This is a genomic window from Actinomadura rudentiformis (assembly GCF_008923185.1).
GTDB classification, from domain to species: domain Bacteria; phylum Actinomycetota; class Actinomycetes; order Streptosporangiales; family Streptosporangiaceae; genus Spirillospora; species Spirillospora rudentiformis.
Window position 1 is genome coordinate 1 of the sequence record NZ_WBMT01000020.1, and the last position, 24,260, is coordinate 24,260.

The following is a 24,260-nucleotide window of genomic DNA, read 5'->3' on the forward strand; positions in this document are numbered from 1 at the left end:
CCGGCGGCTGCTGGGCGGGTGCCTGCTGCTGGGCCGGGGCCGGCTCGGCCTGCTGCGGCTCGGCCTGCTGCGGCTCGGCCTGCTGCGGCTCGGCCTGCTGCTGCTCGGGCTGCTGCTGGGACTCCTCCTGCGGCTCGGCCGCCGGGGCGGGGGCGTCGCCCTCGTCCCCGATGACCGCCAGCTCGGCGCCGACCTCGACGGTCTCGTCCTCGGCGACGGTGATGCTGGTCAGGATGCCCGACGCAGGCGAAGGGATCTCGGTGTCGACCTTGTCGGTCGACACCTCCAGGAGCGGCTCGTCCGTCTCGACGTGCTCACCCTCCTTCTTCAGCCAGCGGGTGACGGTGCCCTCGGTGACGCTCTCGCCGAGCTGGGGCATTGTGACGGAGACCGGCATGGCTCTCGCGACTCCTTCGAATTTCCTGTGCGGGCGTTCAGCCGTGCACGTGCAGTGGCTTGCCGGCGAGAGCGAGGTGTGCTTCGCCGACCGCTTCGGATTGGGTCGGGTGGGGATGGATCAGCTGGGCGACCTCTGCGGGCAGGGCCTCCCAGTTGTAGATGAGCTGACCCTCGGTGATGAGCTCGCCCACACGCGCACCGACCATGTGAATGCCGAGGACGGGGCCGTCCACGGCCGCGATCACCTTGACCTCGCCCTGGGTCCCGAGGATCTTGCTCTTGGGGTTGCCGGCGAGGTCGTAGGTGACCTCTTTGATCTCGTATCCGCGCTCCTCGGCGACCTTGGTGGTGATGCCCACCGCGGCGACCTCGGGGTCGGAGTAGGTGATGCGGGGCACGCCGTCGTAGTCGATCGCCGGCGGGTTGAGCCCGGCCAGGCGCTCGGCGACGAGGATGCCCTCGGCGAAGCCCACGTGGGCCAGCTGCGGGGTGGGGATCAGGTCGCCGACCGCCGAGATCGTGGAGACGCTGGTCTGGCAGAACTCGTCGACCTTGACGAAGCCCCGCTCGGTCACCACGCCGGCCTCCGCCAGGCCGATGCCCTCGGAGACCGGACCACGGCCGACCGCGACGAGCAGCAGCTCGGCGTCGATCGTCTTGCCGTTGTCCAGCGTCACCGAGACGCCGCCCTGGGTCGGCTTGACGCCCTGGAACCTCGCGCCCAGCTCGTACTTGATGCCGCGCTTGCGGAACGCCCGCTCCAGCCGCTTGGAGCTGGACTCCTCCTCCAGCGGCAGCAGGTGCGGCAGCGCCTCGACGATGGTGACCTCCGCGCCGAACGAGCGCCACACGCTGGCGAACTCGACGCCGATGACGCCGCCGCCGAGGACGACGACCGAGGCCGGCACGTGCTCCAGCACCAGCGCGTGGTCGCTGGAGATCACCCGCTCGCCGTCGATCTCCAGGCCGGGCAGCGACTTGGGCACCGATCCGGTGGCCAGCACGATGTGCCCGCCCTCCAGCGTGGTGCGCTCCCCGCCGGGACCGGTCACCTCGACGGTGGTCGGCCCGGTGAGCCTGCCGTCGCCCTCGACGATCGTGATGCCCTTGGACTTGATCAGGCCGGTCAGTCCCTTGACCGTGGTCGAGACGACCTTGTCCTTGTAGGCGTTGACGCCCGCGATGTCGATGCCGTCGAAGCTGGCCTTGATGCCGAAGGTCGCGGCCTCGCGGGTCTGGTCGGCCACCTCCGCCGCGTGCAGGAGGGCCTTGGTCGGGATGCAGCCCCGGTTGAGGCACGTCCCGCCCAGTTTGTCTCGTTCGATGAGCGCCACGGACTTGCCGAGCTCGGCGGCTCGGAGTGCACACGCATATCCGCCGCTGCCACCACCTAGGACGACGATGTCGAAGGGGCCGCTGTTGGCCACTGGACGCTCCCTTTTCCGGTACTCAGTCTGGCTCGCCGGGTCCCGAGCGTGCCGGGCCGGCCCTCGCGGCGGTACGGGGCGCACCTCAGGCGGGCGGCCCCGTAGCCGTGAGGAAATCTATTCAATTCTGGCCTGGCCGGGACCTCACAGGTTTCCGGCCGCGAGGTCTTCGGCGATTTCCACCAAAGTACGCGTAGCGGCACCGGTGCCGCCCTTGGGGGTGTACCCATAGGGCTCGCCCTTGTTGAACGAGGGGCCCGCGATGTCCAGGTGCGCCCAGCGAACGCCGTCCGGGACGAACTCCTTGAGGAAGACGCCCGCGACCAGCATGCCGCCCCAGCGCTCACCGCTGATGTTGGCGATGTCGGCCACCGAGGAGTCGAGTCCCTTGCGCAGCTCGGCCGGCAGCGGCATGCCCCATGAGGGCTCCCCGGCACGCTCGGCCGCCGCGACCACCTTCTCACGGACGCCGTCGTCGTTGGCCATGACTCCGGTGGTGCGCGTGCCCAGCGCGACGAGCTGGGCGCCGGTCAGCGTGGCGACGTCCACGAGCAGGTCGGGGGAGTCCTCGCCGGAACGCACGATGGCGTCGGCCAGGACGAGGCGGCCTTCGGCGTCGGTGTTGAGGACCTCGACGGTCTTGCCGCCGTAGATGCGGAGCACGTCGGACGGGCGCTGCGCCGTGCCGCTCGGCATGTTCTCCGCCAGCGCCAGGTAGCCGACCACGTTGACCTTGGGACGGAGCGCCGCGAGAGCCTGGAGCGCGCCCAGCACCGCGGCCGCGCCGCCCATGTCGGACTTCATCCAGTCCATGGCCTCGGAGGGCTTGAGGGACAGGCCGCCGGAGTCGAACGTGATGCCCTTGCCGACCAGGGCGAGGGTCTTGGCGGCCTCGGGGTGGCGGTAGGCGAGGCGGACGAGCCGCGGCGGGTTGACCGACCCCTGGCCGACGCCCACGATGCCGCCGTAGCCGCCCTCGACGAGCGCCTTCTCGTCGAGCACCTCCACCTCCAGGCCGGCCTCGCCCGCGATCCGCTCGGCGGTCTCGGCGAAGACCTCGGGGTTGAGGTCGGACGGCGGGGTGTTGACCAGGTCGCGCACCAGCGTCACCGCGTCGGCGAGCGTGCGGGCGCGCTCGATGTCGCCCTCGACGCCGTGCTCGCCCACGACCGTGATCTGCTCGACCGGGCTCTTCTGCTCGCCGGTGCGGTACGCACCGAAGCTGTAGTTGCCGAGCAGCGCGCCGAGAGCGATCTCGCCGACCTCTTCGGCCGAGCTCGCGGGGAGCGCGACGGCGACCCTGGTGGTGCCCGCCAGGGCACGGAGGGCGGCGCCGGCGGCCCGGCGCAGCTCCTCGGTGCCGGGCTCCTTGCCCAGACCGACCGCGACGATCACGGACGCGGTCAGGGCGCCGAGCGTCGGGAGCTTGGTGACCTCGCCGGCCTTGCCGGTGGCGCCCATCGACTTCAGCGCGCTCGCGAGCCGCCCGTCCAGCGCCCGGTCGACCTCCTCGGCGCCTGCGGCCGGCCTCGGGCCGGCGTCGGCGGGGACGACGCCGATCACGATCGCGTCGGCGTCCAGAGCGGCGGTGGATGCGCTGTCAAGGCTGATGCTCGTCACGTAGTCCGATGTTAGTCCTCCCGGTGACCGGTTTCGCCCTTTTGGATCAAGCATTGCCTGATGGCGGATCAGGGACGGACGGCGAGGACGATCAGGGCGGCGGTGGTGGCGGTCTCGACCACGGCGCCGAAGACGTCTCCCGTCACCCCGCCCAGGCGGCGAGTGGAGTGACGGAGGAGCAGGAGCGCCGTTCCCACGCCTGCCAGGACGGCAGCGGCCGCGTGAACGGGACGCCCGATGGCCAGACCCGCGCCGAAGGCGGCAAGGAGGCAGAACCCGGTGACGGCCAAGGCGATGCCGGTGGTGATGGTGCCGGACACCAAGGCGCCCAATCCGTCCGGGCGGGCGGAGGGAACGCCCGTGCGGCACGCCCAGGGAAGTGCCAGACGGCCCGTCACGGCGGCGATCAGCACGGCGACCGGAGCGTCGGGGGTGGAGGCCAGCGCCGCCACCTGGATCAGCAGGGTGAGGAGCAGGGTCACCACGCCGAAGGGTCCGATGTCCGAGCGCTTCATGATGGCCAGAGCGTCCTGCGCCGGGCGGCCGCTGCCGAGCCCGTCCGCGAGGTCGGCCAGGCCGTCCAGATGGAGCGCGCGGGTGATCACTGCCATGACGGCGACCGCCAGGGCCGCCCGGAGGAACGGTGCCAGGCCGAGCCACTCACCCAGGACGAGGACGAGTGCCGCGGCGCCGCCCACGACGAGACCGACGGCCGGAGCGAGGATCATCGCCTGACGCGCCGTGCCGCGATCGACGCGCGGCGCCGGCAGCGGGATCACCGTCAGCAACGAGACGGCCAGCCGCAACCCGTTCACAGCAGGTCGGTCACGCGGCCGGCCACGACGAGGGCCGCCTCCTCGGACTCGGCGGCCAGCCGCTGGTTGAGATCCCCGAGGACGTCGCGGAACGCCCGCCCCGCCGGAGTCGTGGGCACCAGCGAGAGCCCGACCTCGTCGCTCACCGCCACGACGCGGGCCGTCGTGGCGCGCCAGGCGGTGATCAGCTCGTCGAGGCAGGGCGTCACCCGGGCCGGCTCCTCCCAGGCGCCGGTCTCGCTCATGACGGCGGCCACCCAGGTGCCGATGCCGTCCACCAGGATCGCGCCGGAGGTCGAGGCCAGCAGGTGCGCCAGGTCGCGCGTCGCCTCCACCGTCTTCCACCAGGCGGGGCGGCGGCGCTGGTGCGCCTCGATCCGGGCCGCCCATTCGGGATCGTCGCCGCGCACCGCCGTCGCCACGTACGTCACGTACGGATGGCCGATCAACCTCATCTCGGCCTCGGCCGACTTGCCGGACCGGGAGCCGCCGAGCAGCAGCGTGCGGTGCGGCCCTTCCCGCTGCGTCATCCAGAAGCCCTTGCGCCGCTCCAGCTCCTCCGGCGACGGGATGCGATGGTCGACGTACACCGCGATGATCTCGGTCGCCGCGGTGACCGCCCCGGCGTGCCGCAGCCGGCCGAGGTGGTCGGGGCAGCCCACCAGGTCCAGCAGGGCCGCGTCGTACACGGTCTCGGCGACCGGTTCCGGCCGTTCCCCGGGCCCGCCCGCCACCAGGATCCGCCGCCCGGACGCGGACCGCACGTCGTAACCGCCGGGCACCTTCCAGCGCGAGCACTTCTCGAGCGGGACGCCGTCGATGAGGATCCGGGTGGGCTCGTGGCTGATCCCGGCGGTGCGCAGGCGGGTGCAGGAGGCACAGCGGCAGTCGGGCAGTGGCCAGCCGTCCCGGCCGGCGGTCCCCTGAAGATCGATGTTCATTGATCGAAAACTCTACGGGCCAGGTCTGCGCCGCCTTGGTAACGACGCGGGGCGCTGATCGAGAGGCTACTCTCGCCGCAACGAGGGAGGACAAGCGCGATGGCGTGGAGCTGGCGATTGGAAAAGGCCGACGGGCGCTCGGTCGGCATGTCGGAGGAGACGTTCTCCACCCAGGCCGACGCGGAGACCTGGCTGGGCGAAAACTGGCGTGCCCTGCGCGAGGACGAGGTCGACCAGGTCACGCTCCTGGACGACGAGAGCGTCGCGTACGGGCCGATGAGCCTGCACGAAGCGCGGTGAGCGTCTCCTTTGCCGTGCACCGCACGGCAAAGGAGACGCCGAGCGTCACGGACGCTGTGGGGGGCTGACCGTACGCGCCGGGTCGCGTTCCACGATCGGGCCGAGTACGTCGTCGATGCGCTCGAGCACCTCGGCGTCCAGCTTCACCCCGGCGGCCTTCACGTTGTCGCGCACCTGCTCGGGGCGGGAGGCACCCACGATCGCGGCTGAGACGTTCGGGTTCTGCAACACCCAGGCGACGGCGAGCTGCGCCATGGTGAGCCCGAGTTCGTCGGCGATCGGCTGCAGCTTCTGGACGCGGGTCAGCGTGTCGTCGTTGAGATAGCGCCGGACCATGTCGGCGCCGCCCTTCTCGTCGGTGGCGCGCGTGCCAGCGGGCAGCGGCTGGCCCGGCTTGTACTTGCCGCTCAGCACGCCCTGCGCGATCGGCGACCAGACGATCTGGCCGATGCCCTCCTTCTCGCAGAGCGGGACGACCTCGCTCTCGATCACCCGCCACAACATCGAGTACTGCGGCTGGCTCGACACGATCCGGTCGAAGCCCATCTGGTCGGCGATCTCCAGCGCCCGGGCGATCTCCTCGGCCCGCCACTCCGAGACGCCGACGTACAGCACCTTGCCCTGCCGGACGAGGTCGTCGAACGCCTTGAGCGTCTCCTCCAGCGGGGTCTCGTAGTCGAAGCGGTGGGCCTGGTAGAGGTCGACGTAGTCGGTCTGCAGACGGCGCAGCGAGCCGTGGATCGACTCGAAGATGTGCTTGCGCGACAGGCCCCGGTCGTTCATCCCGGGACCGGTCGGCCAGTAGACCTTCGTGAAGATCTCCAGGCCCTCGCGGCGCTGGCCCTTGAGCGCCCGGCCGAGCACGTCCTCCGCGCGGGTCCCGGCGTAGACGTCGGCGGTGTCGAACGTCGTGACGCCCTCGTCGAGCGCCGCCTGGACGCACGCGAGCGCCGCGTCCTCCTCGACCTGCGAACCGTGGGTGAGCCAGTTGCCGTACGCGATTTCGCTGATCTTCAGGCCGCTTCGGCCCAGTCGTCGAAACTCCATGCCCCCGACCCTAATGGCGGGAGATCGGAGTGGTTCACACCTTCTGACCGGGCTTGACCTGAGGCCCCGGCACCCGGAGCCGGCGGATCTGCATGGCGCGCATCGCCGCGTACAGGCCGACGCCCTTGGTGTCCTCGTCCGGGTAGCGCTCGGCCGCCAGCTTCTTGATCTTCCGGCTGATGACCAGACCTTCGATGAAGACCGCGGCGAGCAGCAGCGGGGGAGCGAACAGCACCAGCAGCTTGGCCGCGGCGATCGGCAGCAGGCTGAGCGCCACGATCGCGAACATGCCGTACATGAGGTAGGAGCCGATCGTGCGGCGCCCGTCGACATAGTCGCGGGCGAGCCGGCGGACCGGGCCCTTGTCGCGCTTCAGGAGGTACTTCTCGTCACCCTTGGCCATGCCCTCACGGGCCTTGGCCCGTTGCTCGGCCTGCTTTTCGCGGACCCTCTTGTAGGCCTCTTTGCGATTGGAGGGTGCCGTGATCGGCTGGCGGCGGGCCTTCTGGGCCTCCGCGCGCTTGGGAGTGGGGCGCCCCTTGCCTCCTGGCTTTACTACCTGAGGAGGATCTGCGGGGGCTTCCTGGGTACGACGTCGGAACACAGAGATCAGCCTACCGGCTGCGAACATCGTGGCTGCCTCGCGCGTTAACGCGTAGGGTGATATGAACCCCAGCAGTGGTTATAGAGCCCAGTTTGTGACTGAGCTACAGCACACGAAGGGACTGGCGCCGCGCGATGAGCGTGATGAAGCGAATGTCGATGATCTTCAAGTCCAAGGCGAACAGGGCCCTGGACCGCATGGAAGATCCTCGGGAGACCCTCGACTACTCCTACCAGCGTCAGCTGGAGATGCTGCAGAAGGTTCGTCGGGGCGTTGCCGACGTCGCCACCTCGCGCAAGCGTCTCGAGTTGCAGATCAACCAGCTTGAGGGCCAGCAGAACAAGCTGACCGACCAGGGTAAGAAGGCGCTCCAGGTGGGCCGTGAGGATCTGGCGCGCGAGGCGCTGACCCGTCGTGCCGGTCTGGACGGCCAGCTGAACGATCTGCGCATGCAGTACCAGCAGCTCCAGGGCGAGGAGGAGAAGCTCACGCTCGCCTCCCAGCGGCTGCAGGCCAAGGTCGACTCCTTCCGCACCCGCAAGGAGACGATCAAGGCCACCTACACGGCGGCCGAGGCGCAGACCAAGATCAACGAGGCCTTCAGCGGCATCTCCGAGGAGATGGGCGACGTCGGCCTGGCGATCCAGCGCGCCGAGGAGAAGACCGAGACCATGAAGGCCCGGGCCGGGGCGATCGACGAGCTGCTGGCCTCCGGTGCCCTGGAGGACTTCTCCGGTCCCAAGGACGACATCCAGGCCGAGCTCGACCGCATGGGCTCCGGTCCCGGCGTCGACATGGAGCTCGAACGCCTGAAGGCGGAGCTGGGCCAGGGTCCCGCGCCCAAGGAGCTCAACCAGGGCACGCCCACCGCCGCGCCGCAGCAGCAGGACACCCCCCAGCAGGCTCCGCAGGGCCAGCAGTGGCCACAGCAGCCTGGAGGCCAGCAGTGATCGTCCGGATCATGGGGGAGGGGCAGGTCGACGTGGCGCCGGGCGACCTGGCCGGGCTGAACGAGCTCGACGAGAAGGTCGAGCAGGCGATCGAGTCGGGGGACGAGACCGCCTTCCGCACCGCGCTGCACGCGCTGCTGGACCAGGCCCGCAAGATCGGCAAGCCGCTCCCGGATGACGACCTGGAGCCGTCGGAGCTGATCCTGCCGCCGTCGGACGCCACGATGGACGAGGTCAAGGCGATGCTGGGGGACGAGGGCCTGATCCCGGACTGAGCCTTACCTCCTCCTGGCCTTCTTCCTGACCACCGCCGTGGCGACCGGGGCAACCGGGGCACTGGGGCACAAACCGGCACGTTTGATCGTTGTTCAAGGTGAACGGGGTCGTGCCGGCACGGAAGGGGGCGGCATGGCGCGGACGCGGTATGCCTCGGACCGGGGGCTGACGTCACGCATGCTCGTGACGATGTTCTTGCTGGGCCTGGTCTACGTCGTCTTCGTGACGGCGTTCTTCGTGATCGCGCCCAGCTGGGGCGTGTTCGCGCTGATCGGCGCCGCCGTCTTCCTGCTCGCCCAGTACTTCTTCTCCGATCGCATGACGCTCTTCGCCATGCACGGGCGGGAGGTCACGCCGGAGGAGGCGCCCGAGCTGCACGGGGTGATCGACCGGATCTGCGCGATGTCGGACGCGCCCAAGCCGCGGGTGGCGGTCGCCGACACCGATGTGCCCAACGCCTTCGCGACCGGCCGCAACCAGAGCAAGGCCGTCGTCTGCGTCACCACCGGGCTGCTGCGCCGGCTCGACCCGGTGGAGCTGGAGGGCGTGCTCGCGCACGAGATGGCGCACATCGCCCACAAGGACGTCGCGGTCATGACGATCGCCTCGTTCCTGGGCGTGTGCGCGGGCCTCATCACGCGGTTCGGGCTGGAGTGGGGGCTGTGGGGAGGCTTCAGCCGCCGTGACGGCGACCAGAACACCGGGCTCATCCTGCTCGCGGTCATCGCGGTGAGCGCGGTGGCGTACGCGATCAGCTTCGTGCTCACCCGCGCCCTGTCCCGCTACCGGGAGCTGTCGGCCGACCGGGCCGCCGCGCTGCTGACCGGCCGCCCGTCGGCGCTGGCCAGCGCGCTGACCAAGGTCTCCGGCGAGATCGCCAGGATTCCCAGCAAGGACCTGCGGGCCGCCGAGCCGTTCAACGCCTTCTTCTTCGCCCCGGCCTTCACCAAGGGTTTCAGCGTCTCCTCGCTGTTCGCCACCCACCCGCCGCTGGACAGGCGGCTCGCCCAGCTGTCGAAGATCTCCGACCAGATGAGCAGGGGAGTCTGACCGTGGGTTTCCTGGACACACTGTTGGGCCGGTCCAAGCCGGTCAAGCCGGACCTGGACCGGCTGTTCGCGCTGTCCACCGCCGCGCTGACGCTGGAGGCCGGCACGGGCTTCATCCCGACCGGGCTCGGCTCGGTGTGCTTCCGGGCGGTCGAGGGCGGGGCGTTCGCCCGCATGCAGAAGGACGTCCAGGAGCTGCTGGACGCGGGTGACGGGCCGGAGGTCGAGCTGAGCACCGACTCCTACGGTTACACCTGGCTGCTGGCCAGGCAGCCCGCCGACGACCTGCCCGCGCTGGTCACCGACCTGCACGCGGTCAACGCGACCCTGGAGGCGGGCGGCTTCGGCCCGCACCTGCTGTGCTCGCTCGTCGGCTTCCAGGGGCCGGATGCCCCTGGGGCGGTGGGGCGTGGCCATGGGGCTGAAACACGGCGGCTGGCACTGGTCTACCTCTACAAGCGCGGCACGTTCTACCCGTTCGCACCGCTCCCCGGTGACAAGCGTGACAACGCGCTGGAGCTGCAAGTGCGCGGCGCTGTGGGTGCCGACCTGCCGTTCGAGGACGATCTGTCGCGCTGGTTCCCCGTCTGGGGCGCCCCCGGCCTCTGAACGACCCGGCCTCTGAACGCCATATTTGTGTCACACGGCACGTAATCTCCGCCAGCCGCGTCCTACCTTCGTTCCATACCTGGAGAGCAGGGGGATCGATGGTGCCTGCGCGCTATTCACGCGAGCGAGGCCTCACCTCGCGGGTGGTGCTGACCATGGTCCTGCTGGCGGTCCTGTACGGCCTGCTGGTGACACCCTTCTTCCAGGTCTCGACGCTCTGGGGACTGGCGGCGGTCGCCGCCGTCGCCGTCCTGCTCACGGCCCAGTTCCGTTACGCCGACAACGTCGCGCTGTGGGCGATGGACGCGCGGGAGGTCTCCGCGGCCGAGGAGCCCGAGTTGCACGGGCTGGTCGAGCGCCTGTGCATGTCGTCGGGGCTTCCCAAGCCCCGCGTCGCCGTCGCCGACACCGAGATCCCCAACGCCTTCGCCGCCGGCTGCCGCCGGGATCGCGCGGTCGTCTGCGTCACCACCGGCCTGCGTGAACGGCTCGATGTGGCCGAGCTCGAAAGCGTGCTGGCCCATGAGATGGCGCATCTCGCCCACCGGGACGTGGTGGTGGCCACGATCGCCGGGTTTCCCGCGTTCTGCGGCGGATTGATCATCACGACCGTGAGCGGGCTGCTGCTGGGCGAGGGCCGCCTGGCCGCCCGGCTCGCCGGCGTGGTCCTGCTGCCCATGGTGGCGCTGGCCGTGCTGCTCTTCCCGCTGAGCCAGCTGCTGAACCTGGCGATCTCGCGGCAGCGCGAGCTGTGCGCCGACCGTACCGGTGCCCTGCTGACCGGCCGGCCGGCCGCCTCGTCCGCTGCCCTGACCAAGATCTGCGCCGAGATCGAGTCCGCGCCCACGGCCGAGCTCCGGGAGCTGCGTCCGTTGAACGGCCTCCTCACGGTGCCGGCGCGGGCGACGGGCCGTGCGGTCGCCGACCTGGTGTCGACCCATCCCCCGGTGGAGGTACGGGTCCGCCGGCTCACCGAGGTCTCCCAGCGGCTCGCGAGCGGAAGAAGGTGACCATGCCGTCGTTCGGTGACGTCGTGCTCGGCCGCGCGAGGCCCGCCGACCCCGACCTGGACGCGATCTTCGGCCTGGTGCCGGCGGCCGCCGCGCTGGAGGCCATGACCGGCTTCGTCCCCTCGGGGCTGGGCTCGGTGTGCTTCCGGACGGTCGACGGCGGGGTCTTCGACGCGTTCGCCCAGGTCCAGAGGGAGCTCCGGCGCCTGGTCGCGACCGAGCCCGGCGCCACAGCCGAGTACAGCACCGACGCGTACGGCTGCGGCTGGGTCCTGACACGGCATCCGCAAGGCGCGCTGGAACGTGTCGTGAACGACCTGCACGCCGTCAACGCGACGTTCGACGAGGGGGGCTTCGGGCCGTACCTGCTGTGCTCGCTGACCGGGTTCGCCCGGCCCGACGGACGCCGTCTCGCCCTCGTCTACACGCACGTGAGCGGAACGTTCTACCCGTTCGCGCCGGCGGCGGGCGGCGGCCGCGACGACGCCCTGGAGGACCAGGCGACGGAGGCCGTCGGGGCCGACCTGCCGTTCGAGCGGGACCGCGCCCGATGGTTCCCGCTGTGGGACGCCCCCGCGATCTGATCTTGCAGTTGTTCGCCCAGGTCATGACCCGACCTTGGGCCGCAGCTCCCCGCCGCCGCCCGCCCACGATGATCGAATGGCGCCGTGCACCGATCGGGGGAGCAAGGATGATCAGACGGCTGGTGGTCCCGGCCACGGCGGCGCTCGCGCTGACCGCGGCCCTGCAGGCAGGGGCGCCGGGCGCCGGGGCGGCGGTCCTGGACCGGGAGGATCGGATGGAGGCCGCCGTCGAGCGCGGGGCGCCGGCGGCTGCGGACATCGTCTACGTGCTGGCGGCCACGGAGGTACGGCGGAACGGGGTGTTGGACACCTACCTCGCGGCCAAGGCGGCGAACGCCCGGTTGATGAAGACGATCATCGATTCCGGGGTGGCGGCCAGTGACGTGCGGGCCACCCAGATATCGATCCATCCGGTGTACGGGACGGGCACACCGCGCCGGGTCATCGGCTACCGGGGCACCGGCCGCGTGAAGGCGACCGTCCGCGGCTTCGACCGCGCTCGTGCGACGCAGAACGCGATCAAGGCGGCGGACCGGAACGCGCAGGTGGAGCTCATGACGTTCGGCAACCGGGACCGATCGTAGCCGGGACACCCGTCGTTCGCCGGATGGAAGCCAAGGCCCCATCCGGCGAACGTGCGTAATCCCTAGGGGAGGGCGAGCATCTGGTCGAGGGCGACGCGGGCGTAGTGGGCGGTCTCGGCGTCCACCTCGATCCGGTTGACGACCTCGCCGCGCGCCAGCGCCTCCAGCGACCAGACCAGGTGCGGCAGGTCGATCCGGTTCATGGTCGAGCAGAAGCAGACCGTCTTGTCCAGGAACATGATGTTCTTGTCCGGGTGGGCGCCGGCCAGGCGCTTGACCAGGTTGAGCTCGGTGCCCACGGCCCAGGCCGAGCCGGCCGGCGCGGCCTCGATGGTCTTGATGATGTACTCGGTCGAGCCGATCTGGTCGGCGTTCAGGACGACCTCATGGCGGCATTCGGGGTGGACGAGGACGTTCACGCCGGGAACGCGGGCCCGTACGTCGTCCACCGACTCCTTGCTGAACCGGCCGTGGACCGAGCAGTGGCCGCGCCAGAGAAGCATCTTGGCGTCGCGCATCTGCTGGTGGGTGAGCCCGCCGTCGGGCCGGTGCGGGTTGTAGACGACGCAGTCGTCCAGGGAGAAGCCCATCTCCAGCACGCCCGTGTTGCGGCCGAGGTGCTGGTCTGGCAGGAACAGCACCTTGGAGCCCTTCGAGTACGCCCAGTCCAGCGCGCGCTTGGCGTTGGAGGAGGTGCACACGACACCGCCGTGGCGGCCGACGAAGGCCTTGATGTCGGCCGAGGAGTTCATGTACGTGACGGGGACCACGTCATCGGCGATCCCGGCGTCCTCCAGGGCCTCCCAGCACTCCTCCACCTGGTCGAAGGTCGCCATGTCGGCCATGGAACAGCCCGCCGCCAGGTCGGGCAGGACGACCTGCTGGTGCCCGGCGGTGAGGATGTCGGCCGACTCGGCCATGAAGTGCACACCGCAGAACACGATGTACGGGGCGTCCGGCCGGGCCGCCGCCTGCTGGGCGAGCTTGAACGAGTCGCCGGTCACGTCCGCGAATTGGATGACCTCGTCCCGCTGGTAGTGGTGCCCCAGGACGAACACCTGGTCGCCGAGCGCCGCCTTGGCCGCCCGGGCGCGCTCCACGAGACCGGGGTCGGAGGCCGCGGGAAGCTCGCCGGGACAGTCGACGCCGCGTTCGCTGGCCGGGTCGGACCCGGTGCCGAGGAAGAGCAAAGGAAGATCACGCACTGGGGTGGTCACTGGAGTCTCCCTCCCCGAGATGGGGGGCTTATCGTCGCATTGACGACTAATACTCGCACACATAGCGGACAAGTGCCCCGCCCGGGGTCGTCGCTGTGACATAGAACGCACTCAGACCCGGCGTGATGGCCATCTGAGGTGAAACACTGGTGATACGAGGAATGGCCACGGAGCGAGGTACGTTGTCCTGTGGAAGAAGGCGGCAACGCCCTCGTGGACATGCGACAGTTCGCCGCTTGAGCGGCGTAGCGAGACCCGGGAGCTGAACACATGACGGTTTCAGGCGAGACCAGCACGCAGGAGACCACGCAGCAGGGCGTCGTCCTGACCGACGCCGCCGCCGAGAAGGCCAAGGGCCTGCTCGAGCAGGAGGGCCGCGACGACCTTGCGCTGCGTGTCGCCGTGCAGCCGGGTGGCTGCTCGGGCCTGATCTACCAGCTCTTCTTCGATGAGCGCGAGATGGACGGCGACCAGGTCCAGGACTTCGACGGGCTGAGCGTCCGCGTCGACCGGATGAGCGCCCCCTACCTCACCGGCGCCACGATCGACTTCGTCGACTCGATCGAAAAGCAGGGCTTCACGATCGACAACCCGAACGCTTCCGGCTCCTGCGCCTGCGGCGACTCCTTCAACTAGGACACGCCCTGGGGCGTGTCTCAAAGCCCGAGCGGACCGGCCAAGTACGCCGGTTCCGCACGTGCACCCCGAAGCGGTCTGGATGATCCTTGTCCGGGCCGCTTCGTTCGTGTTCCCCTAGAGCGGTAGAGGGCACGCGCCGGGTACGCCCGGCGCTGCGATGGCAAGTAGGCTGTGTCCCCGCAATTCCCCACCTGGGTTGTAGAGAAGCCGGACAAATAGCCGGACGACACCAACGAGGAGAGCGACCCGCCGTGCGCATCGCCGTGACTGGCTCCATCGCGACCGACCATCTGATGACCTTCCCGGGCAGGTTCACCGACAGCCTGCGCCCCGACCAGCTCGATACGGTCTCGCTGTCCTTCCTGGTCGACCAGCTCGACATCCGGCGCGGTGGCGTCGCCCCCAACATCTGCTTCGCCATGGGCTGCCTGGGCAAGGAGTCCATCCTCGTCGGCTCGGTGGGCGACGACTTCGCCGACTACCGGTCGTGGCTGGAGCGCCACCGGGTCGACACGGCCTCGGTGCACGTGTCCGAGCTGCACCACACCGCCCGGTTCCTGTGCACCACCGACCAGGACCAGAACCAGATCGCCACGTTCTACGCCGGTGCGATGAGCGAGGCCCGCCTGATCGAGCTGCAGCCGATCGCCGACCGGGTCGGCGGGCTCGACCTGGTGCTGATCAGCCCGAACGACCCTGAGGCGATGCTGCGGCACACCGACGAGTGCCGCACCCGGGGCATCCCGTTCGCCGCCGACCCCTCCCAGCAGCTCGCCCGGATGGAGGGCGCCGACATCCGCCGCCTCATCGACGGTGCCGCGTACCTGTTCACCAACGAGTACGAGAAGGCCCTCTCCGAGGAGAAGACCGGCTGGACCGACGCCGAGATCCTCGACCGCACCGGGGTCCGCATCACCACCCTCGCCGCCAAGGGCGTGGTGATCGACCGCAAGGGCGAGGAGGGGCTGCACGTCCCCGCCGTCCGCGTGGACGCCGTGGTCGACCCGACCGGCGGCGGCGACGCCTTCCGCGCCGGCTTCCTGACCGCGACCGCCTGGGGCCTGTCGCTGGAGCGCGCGGCCCAGGTCGGCAACCTCATCGCCGCGCACGTCCTCGAGGTCGCCGGGCCGCAGGAGTACCACCTGTCCAAGACCCGTTTCCTGGAGCGCTTCACCGAGGCCTACGGCGACGCGGCCGCGGACGAGATCGCGCCGCACCTCGACACGCCCAACCCCTGATTCCTGACACACGTCTGATTCCTGACACACGTCAAGGGCCGCCGGATCGTGATCCGGTGGCCCTTGATGTTCGGTAGGTGTCAGGACGTCGTGGTGCGTCCGACTAGTACGTCCGGCGGATGTGGAAGCCCCAGCCGCCGTGGGGGAGGGTCTCCTCCCGGACGAAGTCCTGGGACTTCATCCGGCACCAGGCGGGAATGTCGGTGCGGGCGGCCACGTCGTCGGCGAGCACCGCGATGACGTCGCCGACCGGCACCTCGCGGAGGCGCTCGGCCAGCATGATGATCGGGATCGGGCACTTGCGGCCCAGCGCGTCGATCACCAGGGTCGGCGGCGGCTGGGACGGGTCGGGCACGGGTGGCTGGGCGGCGCCGTCGGCACCGTCCCGCGAGCCGGTCTTGGCACGGCTTCGGAACCTCATGGGCGCACCCGCCTCCCTGTCGTCGGGGTCTGGGAGATGGTCGTGGAGATCATGGTGTGGTCACTCCGGCGGTTCGGCGGAGCCGGGTGACCGCCTCGGGGAGAACGGCGATGAAACGGTCGACGTCGGTCGCTTTTGCCCCACGCGGCAGCGATACCCGGACGTTCCCATGGGTAATCACTCCCATCGCCTCGAGGACGTGACTGGGACGCAGCGTATCCGCCGTACAGGAACTTCCCGAGGAAACCGCGAATCCCAGCCTGTCCAATTCGGTGAGGAGCGCCTCGCCCTCGACGTACAGGCACGAGAACGTCACCATGTGCGGCAGGCGCACGACCGGGTCGCCGACCACCTGGACGTCGCTGATCGTGCGCGGCACCCCGGCGCGGATCTGGTCGACCAGCGCCGACAGCCGGGGGCCGTCGGCCGCCATCTCGGCCCGGTAGGCCTCCAGCGCGGCGGCCGCCGCCACCACGCCCGGCACGTTCTCGAATCCGGGGATCCGCCGCCCCTCGCGCTCGTCGCTGGGCAGCGGCGACCGCCAGCGGGTGTTCTTGCGGATGACCAGCACGCCGACGCCCGCCGGGCCGCCCCACTTGTGGGCGCTGGCCGTGAGCAGCGACCAGCCGGACGGCACGTCCATCCGGCCGACCGACTGGGCGGCGTCCACGAGCAGCGGCACCCGCGCGGCGCGGCAGAGCTCGGCGACCTCAGCGACCGGCTGCACCGTGCCCACCTCGTGGTTGGCCGACTGCAGGCAGACCAGCGCGGTGTCCGGGCGCAGCGCCTCGGCGAACGCGGCCACGTCCACCCGGCCCTCCCGGTCGACCGGGACCGTGGTCACCTTGCCGCCGTCGCGTTCGTGCGTCCCGGCGGCGTGCAGCACGCTGGAGTGCTCCACCGCGCTGACGATCAGATGGCGGCCGACCCGCCGCCGCGCGTGGAGCGCGCCGAGCATCCCCAGGTGCACCGCCTGGGTGCCGGACGTGGTGAACGACACCTCGTCGGGCCGTACTCCCAGGACCTTGGCGACCCGTCCCCGCGCCTGGTCGAGGAGCATCCGGGTGCCGCGTGCGACGCCGTACAGGCGCGCCGGGTCGGCCCATCCCGTCTCCAGCGCCGTGAGGAGGGCGGCGCGTCCGGCGGGGTGCAGGGGCTCGGTCGATGCGGCGTCGAAGTACGCGGTCATCGAGGAAGCTCCCTGCAAGTCAGCCACACATGAACCCTAACCGGGCACCCAACAGCGGGTGTTGGCGACCCGCGCGCTAATGTGTCCCCCAAACGTGTAATAACTGATCTCTCTGCCCGGGAGTTCCCTGGGCTCTCATCCGTGGGGAAGGCATTCCGTGAGTCCGACCCGCTCTAGGGAGCGGCGCACGCCTGTGCGCGGTCGCCGTGCATTGAGGAGCGCCGCCGCGCTGGGCCTGCTGGCGATGACCGCCACCGCCTGCAGCGGCGAGGTGAAGCGCCTGGGCATGCCCGAGCCGATCAGTGACCAGGCCGAGCGCATGCTCACGCTCTGGCAGGGCTCCTGGATCGCGGCGTTCGCCGTGGGCGCCGTCGTCTGGGGACTGATCATCTGGGCGGTGCTGTTCCACCGCAAGCGCTCCGACGACCTGCCTCCGCAGGTGCGCTACAACATGCCGATCGAGATCCTCTATACGGCGGTCCCGTTCGTCATCATCGCGGTGCTCTTCTACTTCACCGCGCGCGACGAGAACTACGTCGAGAAGACCACCGACAACCCGGCGGTCACCATCGACGTCACCGGCTTTCAGTGGAGCTGGCAGTTCGACTACAAGGAGAAGGACGCCGCCGGCAAGGAGCAGACGGTCGCCTCCGTCGTCGGCACTCCGGTCGCGCCCAACGCTCCCTCCGGGGCCAAGCCGGTCATGACGATCCCGGCCAACCAGACGGTCCGCGTGCGGCTGCACGCCAACGACGTCATCCACTCGTTCTGGGTCCCGGCGCTCCTCTACAAGAAGGACGTCATGCCGGGCTACGTCAACGAGTTCGAGTTCACGGCGCGCAAGCTCGGCACGTATGAGGGCCGCTGCGCCGAGCTCTGCGGCGTCGACCATAGCCGGATGCTCTTCCAGCTCCAGGTAGTGTCGCCCGAGCAGTACGCCAAGTTCATCGCCGATTCCAAGGCCAAGGCAGCGGGGGGTGCCCAGTGACGACGGTCGGTCACGCACCGAGCGCGCCGATCGCCGTGTCGCGGACGACCAAGGGGCGCCTGATCGCCTCCTGGATGTCGTCCACCGACCACAAGGTGATCGGCTATCTCTACCTGATCACGTCGTTCGTGATGTTCATGATCGGCGGCGTGATGGCGCTGCTGATGCGGGCCGAGCTGTACAAGCCGGGTCTGCAGGTCATGAGCAACGAGCAGTTCAACCAGCTGTTCACCATGCACGGCACGATCATGCTCCTGATGTTCGCGACGCCGCTGTTCGCCGGCTTCGCCAACGTCATCATGCCGCTGCAGATCGGCGCGCCGGACGTCGCCTTCCCCCGCATGAACATGCTGGCCTACTGGCTGTTCCTGTTCGGCAGCCTCATCGTGCTGGCGGGCTTCCTCACCCCGGGCGGCGCCGCGAGCTTCGGCTGGTTCGCCTACGCGCCGCTGTCGGACGCGGTGCGCTCCCCGGGCGTCGGCGGCGACATGTGGGTGATGGGTCTGGCGATGTCGGGCTTCGGCACCATCATGGGCGCCGTCAACTTCATCACCACGATCCTGTGCATGCGCGCGCCCGGCATGACCATGTTCCGGATGCCGATCTTCACCTGGAACATCCTGCTGACCTCGATCCTGGTCCTGCTGGCGTTCCCGGTCCTGGCCGCCGCGCTGCTCGCCCTTGAGGCCGACCGCAAGCTCGGTGCCCACATCTTCGACGCCTCGCACGGCGGCGCATTGCTCTGGCAACACCTCTTCTGGTTCTTCGGGCATCCGGAGGTCTACATCATCGCGTTGCCCTTCTTCGGCATCGTGACCGAGATCCTCCCGGTGTTCAGCCGCAAGCCGATCTTCGGCTACATCGGCCTGGTGTTCGCGACGATCACCATCGCGGGCCTGTCCATCACCGTGTGGGCGCACCACATGTTCGTGACCGGCCAGGTGCTGCTGCCGTTCTTCTCGTTCATGACCTTCCTGATCGCGGTGCCCACGGGGGTGAAGTTCTTCAACTGGGTCGGGACGATCTGGCGAGGGCAACTGACCTTCGAGTCGCCGATGTTGTGGTCGCTCGGCTTCCTGGTGACCTTCCTCTTCGGCGGCCTGACCGGCGTCATCCTGGCTTCGCCGCCGATGGACTTCCAGCTGTCGGACTCCTACTTCGTGGTGGCGCACTTCCACTACGTGGTCTTCGGCACCGTGGTGTTCGCGATGTTCGCCGGGTTCTACTTCTGGTGGCCCAAGTTCACCGGCAAGATGCTGAACGACACGCTCGGCAAGGTGCACTTCTGGCTGCTGTTCATCGGCTTCCACGGCACGTTCCTCATCCAGCACTGGCTGGGTGCGGCGGGCATGCCGCGCCGGTACGCCGACTACGCCAGCGAGTTCACCGGGATGAACCAGGTCTCGACGGCCTTCTCGTTCCTCCTCGGCGTCTCGTTGCTGCCCTTCTTCTACAACGTCTACATCACGGCGAAGAAGGGCAAGAAGGTCGATGTGGACGACCCGTGGGGCTACGGCTCGTCACTCGAATGGGCGACGTCCTGCCCGCCGCCCCGGCACAACTTCAACTCGATCCCGAAGATCCGTTCCGAGCGGCCCGCGTTCGACCTGCACCACCCGCACGTGGGTGCCAAGGGCGAGCTCGCGGGGACCGGCACGGGCACCGGGACCGGCGGCGTCCTGGAAGGGAAGTAGCCGATGCGCGTTCAGGCGTTCATGTTCTACGGGTGTGCGGTGTTCTTCCTCGCCACCGACGTCGTCTACTGGCTCTGGTCCAAGGACTGGACCGGCACCACGGCGATGGCCCTGGCCGTCGGCCTGGCCGGCCTGATCGGGTTCTACATCCACTTCACGGTCCGGCGGCTGGAGAGCGCCAACGGCGGTCCTCTGTACGAGGACGACCCCGAGGGTGACATCGCCGACGCCGCCGGCGAGCTGGGCTTCTTCAGCCCGCACAGCTGGTGGCCGCTGTTCCTGGCGCTGTCCGCCGCGATGGTCACGCTCGGCGTGGTCTTCGGCTGGTGGCTGGTGATCCTGGGCGCCGCAGCGACGATCATGACCTCGGTCGGTCTGGTCTTTGAGTACTACAGGGGTCACTTCTCTCACTGATTGGCAAAGGATCCCCAGAGGGGCCGGTGTTCGCGAGCAGGCGAGCACCGGCCCCTTCATAATGGTCCGCGTCCCGCACGCCACCGTGCGGGTACGCAGCCATGCATAGAGTGACAACCGGGGGTTCGACGGTGCAGGTCGGCGTCTCAGTATCGGCGCGGCGCGGACGCCGTGCCACCGCCGCAGTGATCGGAATGACGATGGCGGCCGGGGCCGCCGGGTGCTCGGACGGCGGCCTGACCGACGGCAGGGACGCCGTCAAGCTCTCGCTCACGCCTGGAGACGGCACGGGCTCGCTGCGCCCGGACAGCGCCATCATGGTGCAGGCGCAGAACGGCACCATCGAGAACGTCACCGTCACCGCCAAGGGCCAACAGGTCGAGGGCGGTCTCAGCGCCGACAGGACCAGATGGCAGTCGCGGTGGACGCTCGCCCCCGCCACCAAGTACAGGGTCACCGCCACCGCGCTCGGCCGTGACGGCAAGACCCAGACCGTGACGAGCCGGTTCACCACCGCCAAGGTGAAGAAGTCGGTGGAGACCACGGTCGAGGCGCCGTCTGCCAAGGAGACGGTCGGGGTCGGGATGCCGATCATCCTGAACTTCGACGAGGAGGTCGGCGACCGCGCGGCGGTGGAACGGGCGCTGGAGATCCGCTCGGACAAGCCCGTCGAGGGAGCCTGGCACTGGTTCAACGACCAGCGGGTGGTGTTCCGGACCAGGAAGTACTGGCCACGGCACACCAAGGTCAGCTTCCGCGCCCACCTCAGCGGGGTGCGCTTCGCCGGCGGCGCGTACGGCACCGAGAACAAGAACATCGACTTCAGGATCGGTGACGAGCACATCATCAAGGCGAGCGAGAACTCGCACCAGATGTGGGTGAGGGTGAACGGCAAGCTCAAGCGCACCATCCCGGTCAGCATGGGGAGGGGCGGCCTCACGAAGTACATCACCACCAACGGCGACCACCTGACCATGGACAAGGGGAGCCCGGTCATCATGGACTCCTCCACGGTCGGCTGCGGGCCGGGCTGTCCGGGCTACTACCGCCAGACGGTCTACTCGGCCGTGCGCATCTCCGACAGCGGCGAGTACGTGCACAGTGCCCCCTGGTCGGTCGGCTCCCAGGGCAACAGCAACGTCAGCCACGGCTGCGTCAACATCAGCCCGAGCAACGCCTCCTGGTTCTACGACCTGGTCTACCGCGGCGACCCGGTGGAGATCACGGGCACCGCGCGGGAGCTGGAGCCCGAGAACGGCTGGGGCTTCTGGCAGCTCGACTGGGAGGACTGGGTGAAGGGCAGCGCCCTCAAGCAGTCCCTCCTCGTCGGCCCCCAGGGCGCGACCCCGGCCCCGGCGACCCCGCCCGCGCAGGCGGTGCCGTCGGCGCCCGCCTCGAAGCCGACGGACACCACGCCCGCCCCGAAGCCGACGGACGCTAGCGGCGGGTGAGCGGGGGAGGCTCGGGCACGTGGTTCTGGCGGGCCCAGTCACGTGCCATGGCGATGCGTTCCGGCGCGGCGGGATGGCTGAACCACAGCAGGTGTTCGAGGGTGTCCGGTCGAAGCTCGGAGATGTTGCGGACGGACAGCTCGTGCTGCATCGTCACGAACGTCTCGGGGTCGCGGGTCAGGTCGAGCGCGTGCGCGTCGGCGCGGGCCTCGATGTGGCGGCTGATGAGATTCTGAACGGGGCCTCCCACCTGCGTCGCCACGGTGATGAAGGCCAGGAGCAGCGCCACGGAACGGGGATCGGCAAGGCTCTGGCCCGCCTGGGCGCGGCGCCGCAGGGCGGGAGAGGTCAGGAGGAGCTGGAGGAGGCACACCGCCCCCGCGACGCCCAGGGCGCCGATCAGTGTTCCGTGGAGGACGTCATTGCGCTTGGCGTGGCCAAGCTCGTGCGCCACGATCGACTCGATGCGCTTGGGCGGCGACTTCAGGAGCGTGTCGTACACGACGATGCGCCGGGTGGAGCCGAAGCCGGAGACATAGGCGTTGAGCGCGGTGGTGCGCCGGGAGGCGTCCGCGACCAGCACGTCCTTCACCGGCACGCCGTCTCGTTGAGCCATGGCCAGCAGGTCGGTCCGCAGCTGGCCGGCGGGCAGCGAATGGAACTTGTTGAAGACCGGCTCGACCACGATCGGGTAGATGAACGACACCGCGATCACCAGGGCGAACGCGCCCGCCGCCGCGCCCGTCCACCAGTAGCGCGGGAAGCGCCGCAGCAGCCAGTACAGCAGCAGAAGCGTCATCGACCAGATCGTCCACGTGACGCCGAGCGACTTCGCCTGGTCCACGAGCCACTCCGGCCAGCTCTGGGTGGACAGGCCGTACCGGCGCAGGACCGTCTCGCTCCAGATGGCGAACGGCAGCCCCGCCAGCCGCAGAACCGTCGTGAGGACGAGGGCGGCCCCGATCACCCGGAGCGGCCACCGGCGGACGCGCGCGGTCGCCCAGCCGATGAGGCGGGAGCCCAGCGGCGTGAGGCCGAGGAGCAGGACCAGGGCCAGGCCGAGGACGAGCCGGGCGTACGCGGGCGGGGTCAGCGCGGAGTCGAAGGCGCGCGAACGGGCGATCTCGGCCGGGGTGAAGTCCAGGGCGGGTTCGGCGGCGACGGGCCCGCCCGGCACGTGCTCGGGGATCGGATGCCACGGTGTGGTCAGCGCCAGGATCACGCCGACGGCCGCGAAGAGCACGGCGGCGGCGATCGCGGCGGCGATCCTCGGCCGCCGCATACCTTGGGCGCCGTCTGTGCGGTCCGGGTCGGCTTGACCGTCCGCCCGCTCTTCCAACTCGGTCAACGCAGCTCCTCGCGCAGGTAGTCACGCCACATGGCGGTGAAGCGGGCGGGGGTGACGCCCAGCACCTCGCGCAGGGCGGCCGTCTCGGACCGGCGCCCGGCGGCGCGGTAGAACCGGACGAGCTCCCGTTCACCGTACCGGTCAGCGATCATCCGGCAGGCCAGCCACGCCTCCTGGTACGCCTGGGAGAGGCGCGGCGAGGTGCCCTCGAACGCCGCGCGGCCGGGGAGGGCGGCCGGTACGCGGTCCGCACTGATCTCCCGGCTCAGCTCCCGGGCCGCCGACCGTACGCTCACCTTGGCCTTGCGGTAGCCGACATAGTCGGCGAAGCCTTCGATGAGCCAGAGCGGGGTACGGCCGTCCCGGGCGCCGCCGGTGGCCACGTGGGTCAGTTCGTGGGTGAGGACGACGTTCTGGCCGAGGTCGTTCAGGCGGCCGAACGTGCCCGGCGAGACGATGATGCGGTCCTCGCCGCGCCCGCCGGACGCCGAGGGGGCCACCGTGGCCAGCGCGGCGATCTCCTTGAGGTTCTGGGCGTCGCCGACCAGGGCCGCCGCCATGGCGGGATCGGCCGGGACGAGAACCACCGCGCGCCCGGGCCAGTCCGAGCCGACCACGCCGGTCACGACGGGCACGGCCGCGTCCAGGCGCCGGGCGATCCCGTCGAGCCCGGGAGCGTCGCCGATGACCAGCCCGTTGCGGCCGCGCCGGACGCTCAGCGGCCCGCCGTCCCAGATCTCGACATCGTCGCGCAGGCCACGGCCCGCGGCATCGCCGACGATCACCCAGGCGCCGGACCGGGGGGCGAACGTGAGATGGCGGGTGCGCGCCACCGCGCCGCGATCGAAACCGCGCAGCTTGTACTGGAGGCTGACCCGGACGGCCGGTGAACGGGAGGGGCCCGCAGGCTCGATTCCCTCGTACCGTTCCCGCCAGGACTCCAGCGGCAGCTTGGTGAGGTTGTCGAAGACCTTCGCCTGCGCCTCCTGAAAGGCCGCCGGAGCTGAGGCGACGGTCGCGAGGAACCGCGCACGGTCGTGCTCGCGCACGGCGGTGGCGCGATTGGCAAGGACGGCCTCGACCGCGCGGGCGTCGGGAACGCCCGCGACCGGGGCCGTCGCGGCGGCCTCGCTCGGGGAGGCGTCTGCCGGGGAGGCGTCCCCTCGGGTCGAGGCCAGCCCGACCCCGGCCACCAGCGCGCAGGCGGCCGCACCAAGGCCGATCAGCGCCACGGCCCGGCGACGTGGCAAGCCACCAGGCCCGCCGCTCTCCTCGTCCGACAGCAGGCCAAGCCGCTCGTCTGGCGGCGGGCCATGTCGCTCGTTCGTCGGCAGGCTCGGCCGCTCTTCTGATGCGCCAGGTCGCTCGGCCGGTGGCGGGCCGGGCCGCTCGTCCGGCAGGCCGGAGCGCTGGTCCTCCATGCGGCCGATCCTATTGAGCCGCCGC

The 24,260-nt window shown here is 70.1% G+C and carries 26 protein-coding genes; 14 read left to right on the plus strand and 12 right to left on the minus strand.

What is annotated here, in order from left to right; genetic code table 11:
• The 5 genes from F8566_RS35610 to F8566_RS51785 form a co-directional block, all read right to left on the minus strand.
• The coding region (locus F8566_RS35610) for a biotin/lipoyl-containing protein (RefSeq protein ID WP_318836460.1) at positions 1-397 on the minus strand (397 nt) is incomplete at its 3' end.
• A gap of 37 nt (positions 398-434) precedes the next feature.
• Complete coding sequence (gene lpdA / locus F8566_RS35615) at positions 435-1,826, minus strand: dihydrolipoyl dehydrogenase (protein ID WP_151566289.1); 1,392 nt, start codon at positions 1,824-1,826, stop codon at positions 435-437.
• Positions 1,827-1,970: 144 nt separating this feature from the next.
• The gene (locus tag F8566_RS35620) at positions 1,971-3,500 is read right to left on the minus strand and encodes a leucyl aminopeptidase (protein WP_151566290.1); all 1,530 of its coding nucleotides are present in this window, start codon (positions 3,498-3,500) and stop codon (positions 1,971-1,973) included.
• 14 nt (positions 3,501-3,514) lie between these two features.
• A complete protein-coding gene (locus F8566_RS51780) occupies positions 3,515-4,261 on the minus strand; it encodes an adenosylcobinamide-GDP ribazoletransferase (RefSeq protein ID WP_318836461.1) in 747 nt (248 codons plus the stop codon).
• Complete coding sequence (locus tag F8566_RS51785; protein WP_225993798.1) at positions 4,258-5,202, minus strand: bifunctional adenosylcobinamide kinase/adenosylcobinamide-phosphate guanylyltransferase; 945 nt, start codon at positions 5,200-5,202, stop codon at positions 4,258-4,260. The genes F8566_RS51780 and F8566_RS51785 overlap by 4 nt, the downstream gene beginning before the upstream one ends.
• 99 nt (positions 5,203-5,301) lie before the next feature.
• On the opposite strand from F8566_RS51785, the gene F8566_RS35630 reads away from it, so the two are divergent.
• Positions 5,302-5,502, plus strand: a complete 201-nt coding sequence (locus tag F8566_RS35630) for a hypothetical protein (RefSeq protein ID WP_151566292.1) — start codon at positions 5,302-5,304, stop codon at positions 5,500-5,502.
• A gap of 45 nt (positions 5,503-5,547) precedes the next feature.
• Here F8566_RS35630 and F8566_RS35635 read toward each other — a convergent pair whose 3' ends face one another.
• On the minus strand, positions 5,548-6,549 hold the full coding sequence (locus tag F8566_RS35635; RefSeq protein ID WP_151566293.1) for an aldo/keto reductase family protein: 1,002 nt from the start codon (positions 6,547-6,549) through the stop codon (positions 5,548-5,550).
• Positions 6,550-6,583: 34 nt separating this feature from the next.
• Positions 6,584-7,153 carry a DUF3043 domain-containing protein gene (locus tag F8566_RS35640; protein ID WP_225993799.1) on the minus strand — a complete coding sequence of 190 codons (570 nt, stop codon included), beginning with the start codon at positions 7,151-7,153 and terminating at the stop codon, positions 6,584-6,586.
• Between the two features lie 134 nt (positions 7,154-7,287).
• On the opposite strand from F8566_RS35640, the gene F8566_RS35645 reads away from it, so the two are divergent.
• From F8566_RS35645 to F8566_RS35675, 7 genes are all read left to right on the plus strand, one after another.
• On the plus strand, positions 7,288-8,103 hold the full coding sequence (locus tag F8566_RS35645; RefSeq protein WP_225993800.1) for a PspA/IM30 family protein: 816 nt from the start codon (positions 7,288-7,290) through the stop codon (positions 8,101-8,103).
• Entirely contained in the window at positions 8,100-8,378 is a 279-nt protein-coding gene (gene pspAA, locus F8566_RS35650; protein ID WP_151566296.1) for a PspA-associated protein PspAA, read from the plus strand. Before F8566_RS35645 ends, pspAA begins: the two co-directional genes overlap by 4 nt.
• A 133-nt stretch (positions 8,379-8,511) precedes the next feature.
• On the plus strand, positions 8,512-9,429 hold the full coding sequence (gene htpX / locus F8566_RS35655) for a zinc metalloprotease HtpX (RefSeq protein WP_151566297.1): 918 nt from the start codon (positions 8,512-8,514) through the stop codon (positions 9,427-9,429).
• 2 nt (positions 9,430-9,431) lie between these two features.
• Entirely contained in the window at positions 9,432-10,037 is a 606-nt protein-coding gene (gene pspAB, locus F8566_RS35660) for a PspA-associated protein PspAB (protein ID WP_151566298.1), read from the plus strand.
• Between the two features lie 98 nt (positions 10,038-10,135).
• On the plus strand, positions 10,136-11,047 hold the full coding sequence (locus tag F8566_RS35665; RefSeq protein ID WP_151566299.1) for a M48 family metalloprotease: 912 nt from the start codon (positions 10,136-10,138) through the stop codon (positions 11,045-11,047).
• Positions 11,048-11,049: 2 nt separating this feature from the next.
• Complete coding sequence (pspAB, locus tag F8566_RS35670) at positions 11,050-11,631, plus strand: PspA-associated protein PspAB (protein WP_151566300.1); 582 nt, start codon at positions 11,050-11,052, stop codon at positions 11,629-11,631.
• Positions 11,632-11,738: 107 nt separating this feature from the next.
• Positions 11,739-12,215 (plus strand): SIMPL domain-containing protein, encoded by a 477-nt coding sequence (locus F8566_RS35675; RefSeq protein WP_192810030.1) that lies wholly within the window; start codon positions 11,739-11,741, stop codon positions 12,213-12,215.
• A gap of 62 nt (positions 12,216-12,277) precedes the next feature.
• On the opposite strand, the gene nadA is transcribed toward F8566_RS35675, so the two are convergent.
• Positions 12,278-13,432, minus strand: a complete 1,155-nt coding sequence (nadA, locus tag F8566_RS35680) for a quinolinate synthase NadA (protein WP_225993801.1) — start codon at positions 13,430-13,432, stop codon at positions 12,278-12,280.
• A 270-nt stretch (positions 13,433-13,702) separates the two neighbouring features.
• Here nadA and F8566_RS35685 point away from each other — a divergent pair, with 270 nt between their 5' ends.
• Together F8566_RS35685 and F8566_RS35690 are read left to right on the plus strand one after the other, a co-directional pair.
• Entirely contained in the window at positions 13,703-14,068 is a 366-nt protein-coding gene (locus F8566_RS35685) for a HesB/IscA family protein (RefSeq protein ID WP_151566302.1), read from the plus strand.
• 254 nt (positions 14,069-14,322) lie between these two features.
• On the plus strand, positions 14,323-15,309 hold the full coding sequence (locus F8566_RS35690; RefSeq protein WP_151566303.1) for a carbohydrate kinase family protein: 987 nt from the start codon (positions 14,323-14,325) through the stop codon (positions 15,307-15,309).
• A 103-nt stretch (positions 15,310-15,412) separates the two neighbouring features.
• Here the strand turns inward: F8566_RS35690 and F8566_RS35695 are convergent, their stop codons facing one another.
• Both F8566_RS35695 and F8566_RS35700 read right to left on the minus strand, forming a co-directional pair.
• Complete coding sequence (locus tag F8566_RS35695; protein WP_225993802.1) at positions 15,413-15,730, minus strand: sulfurtransferase TusA family protein; 318 nt, start codon at positions 15,728-15,730, stop codon at positions 15,413-15,415.
• 49 nt (positions 15,731-15,779) lie between these two features.
• On the minus strand, positions 15,780-16,919 hold the full coding sequence (locus F8566_RS35700; RefSeq protein ID WP_151566538.1) for a cysteine desulfurase family protein: 1,140 nt from the start codon (positions 16,917-16,919) through the stop codon (positions 15,780-15,782).
• 193 nt (positions 16,920-17,112) lie between these two features.
• Between F8566_RS35700 and ctaC the strand changes: the two genes are divergently transcribed.
• From ctaC to F8566_RS35720, 4 genes are all read left to right on the plus strand, one after another.
• On the plus strand, positions 17,113-17,907 hold the full coding sequence (ctaC, locus tag F8566_RS35705) for an aa3-type cytochrome oxidase subunit II (RefSeq protein WP_151566304.1): 795 nt from the start codon (positions 17,113-17,115) through the stop codon (positions 17,905-17,907).
• 74 nt (positions 17,908-17,981) lie between these two features.
• Positions 17,982-19,601: an aa3-type cytochrome oxidase subunit I gene (ctaD, locus tag F8566_RS35710; RefSeq protein WP_225993835.1), complete on the plus strand. Its 1,620-nt coding sequence runs from the start codon at positions 17,982-17,984 to the stop codon at positions 19,599-19,601.
• Positions 19,602-19,604: 3 nt separating this feature from the next.
• Complete coding sequence (locus tag F8566_RS35715) at positions 19,605-20,015, plus strand: cytochrome c oxidase subunit 4 (RefSeq protein WP_151566306.1); 411 nt, start codon at positions 19,605-19,607, stop codon at positions 20,013-20,015.
• Positions 20,016-20,116: 101 nt separating this feature from the next.
• Positions 20,117-21,466, plus strand: a complete 1,350-nt coding sequence (locus tag F8566_RS35720) for a L,D-transpeptidase (RefSeq protein ID WP_151566307.1) — start codon at positions 20,117-20,119, stop codon at positions 21,464-21,466.
• Here F8566_RS35720 and F8566_RS35725 read toward each other — a convergent pair.
• Together F8566_RS35725 and F8566_RS35730 are read right to left on the minus strand one after the other, a co-directional pair.
• Positions 21,453-22,814 (minus strand): M48 family metallopeptidase, encoded by a 1,362-nt coding sequence (locus tag F8566_RS35725; RefSeq protein ID WP_225993803.1) that lies wholly within the window; start codon positions 22,812-22,814, stop codon positions 21,453-21,455. The genes F8566_RS35720 and F8566_RS35725 overlap by 14 nt on opposite strands.
• Positions 22,811-24,235: a basic secretory family protein gene (locus tag F8566_RS35730; protein ID WP_225993804.1), complete on the minus strand. Its 1,425-nt coding sequence runs from the start codon at positions 24,233-24,235 to the stop codon at positions 22,811-22,813. Before F8566_RS35730 ends, F8566_RS35725 begins: the two co-directional genes overlap by 4 nt.
• Positions 24,236-24,260: the final 25 nt, after the last annotated feature.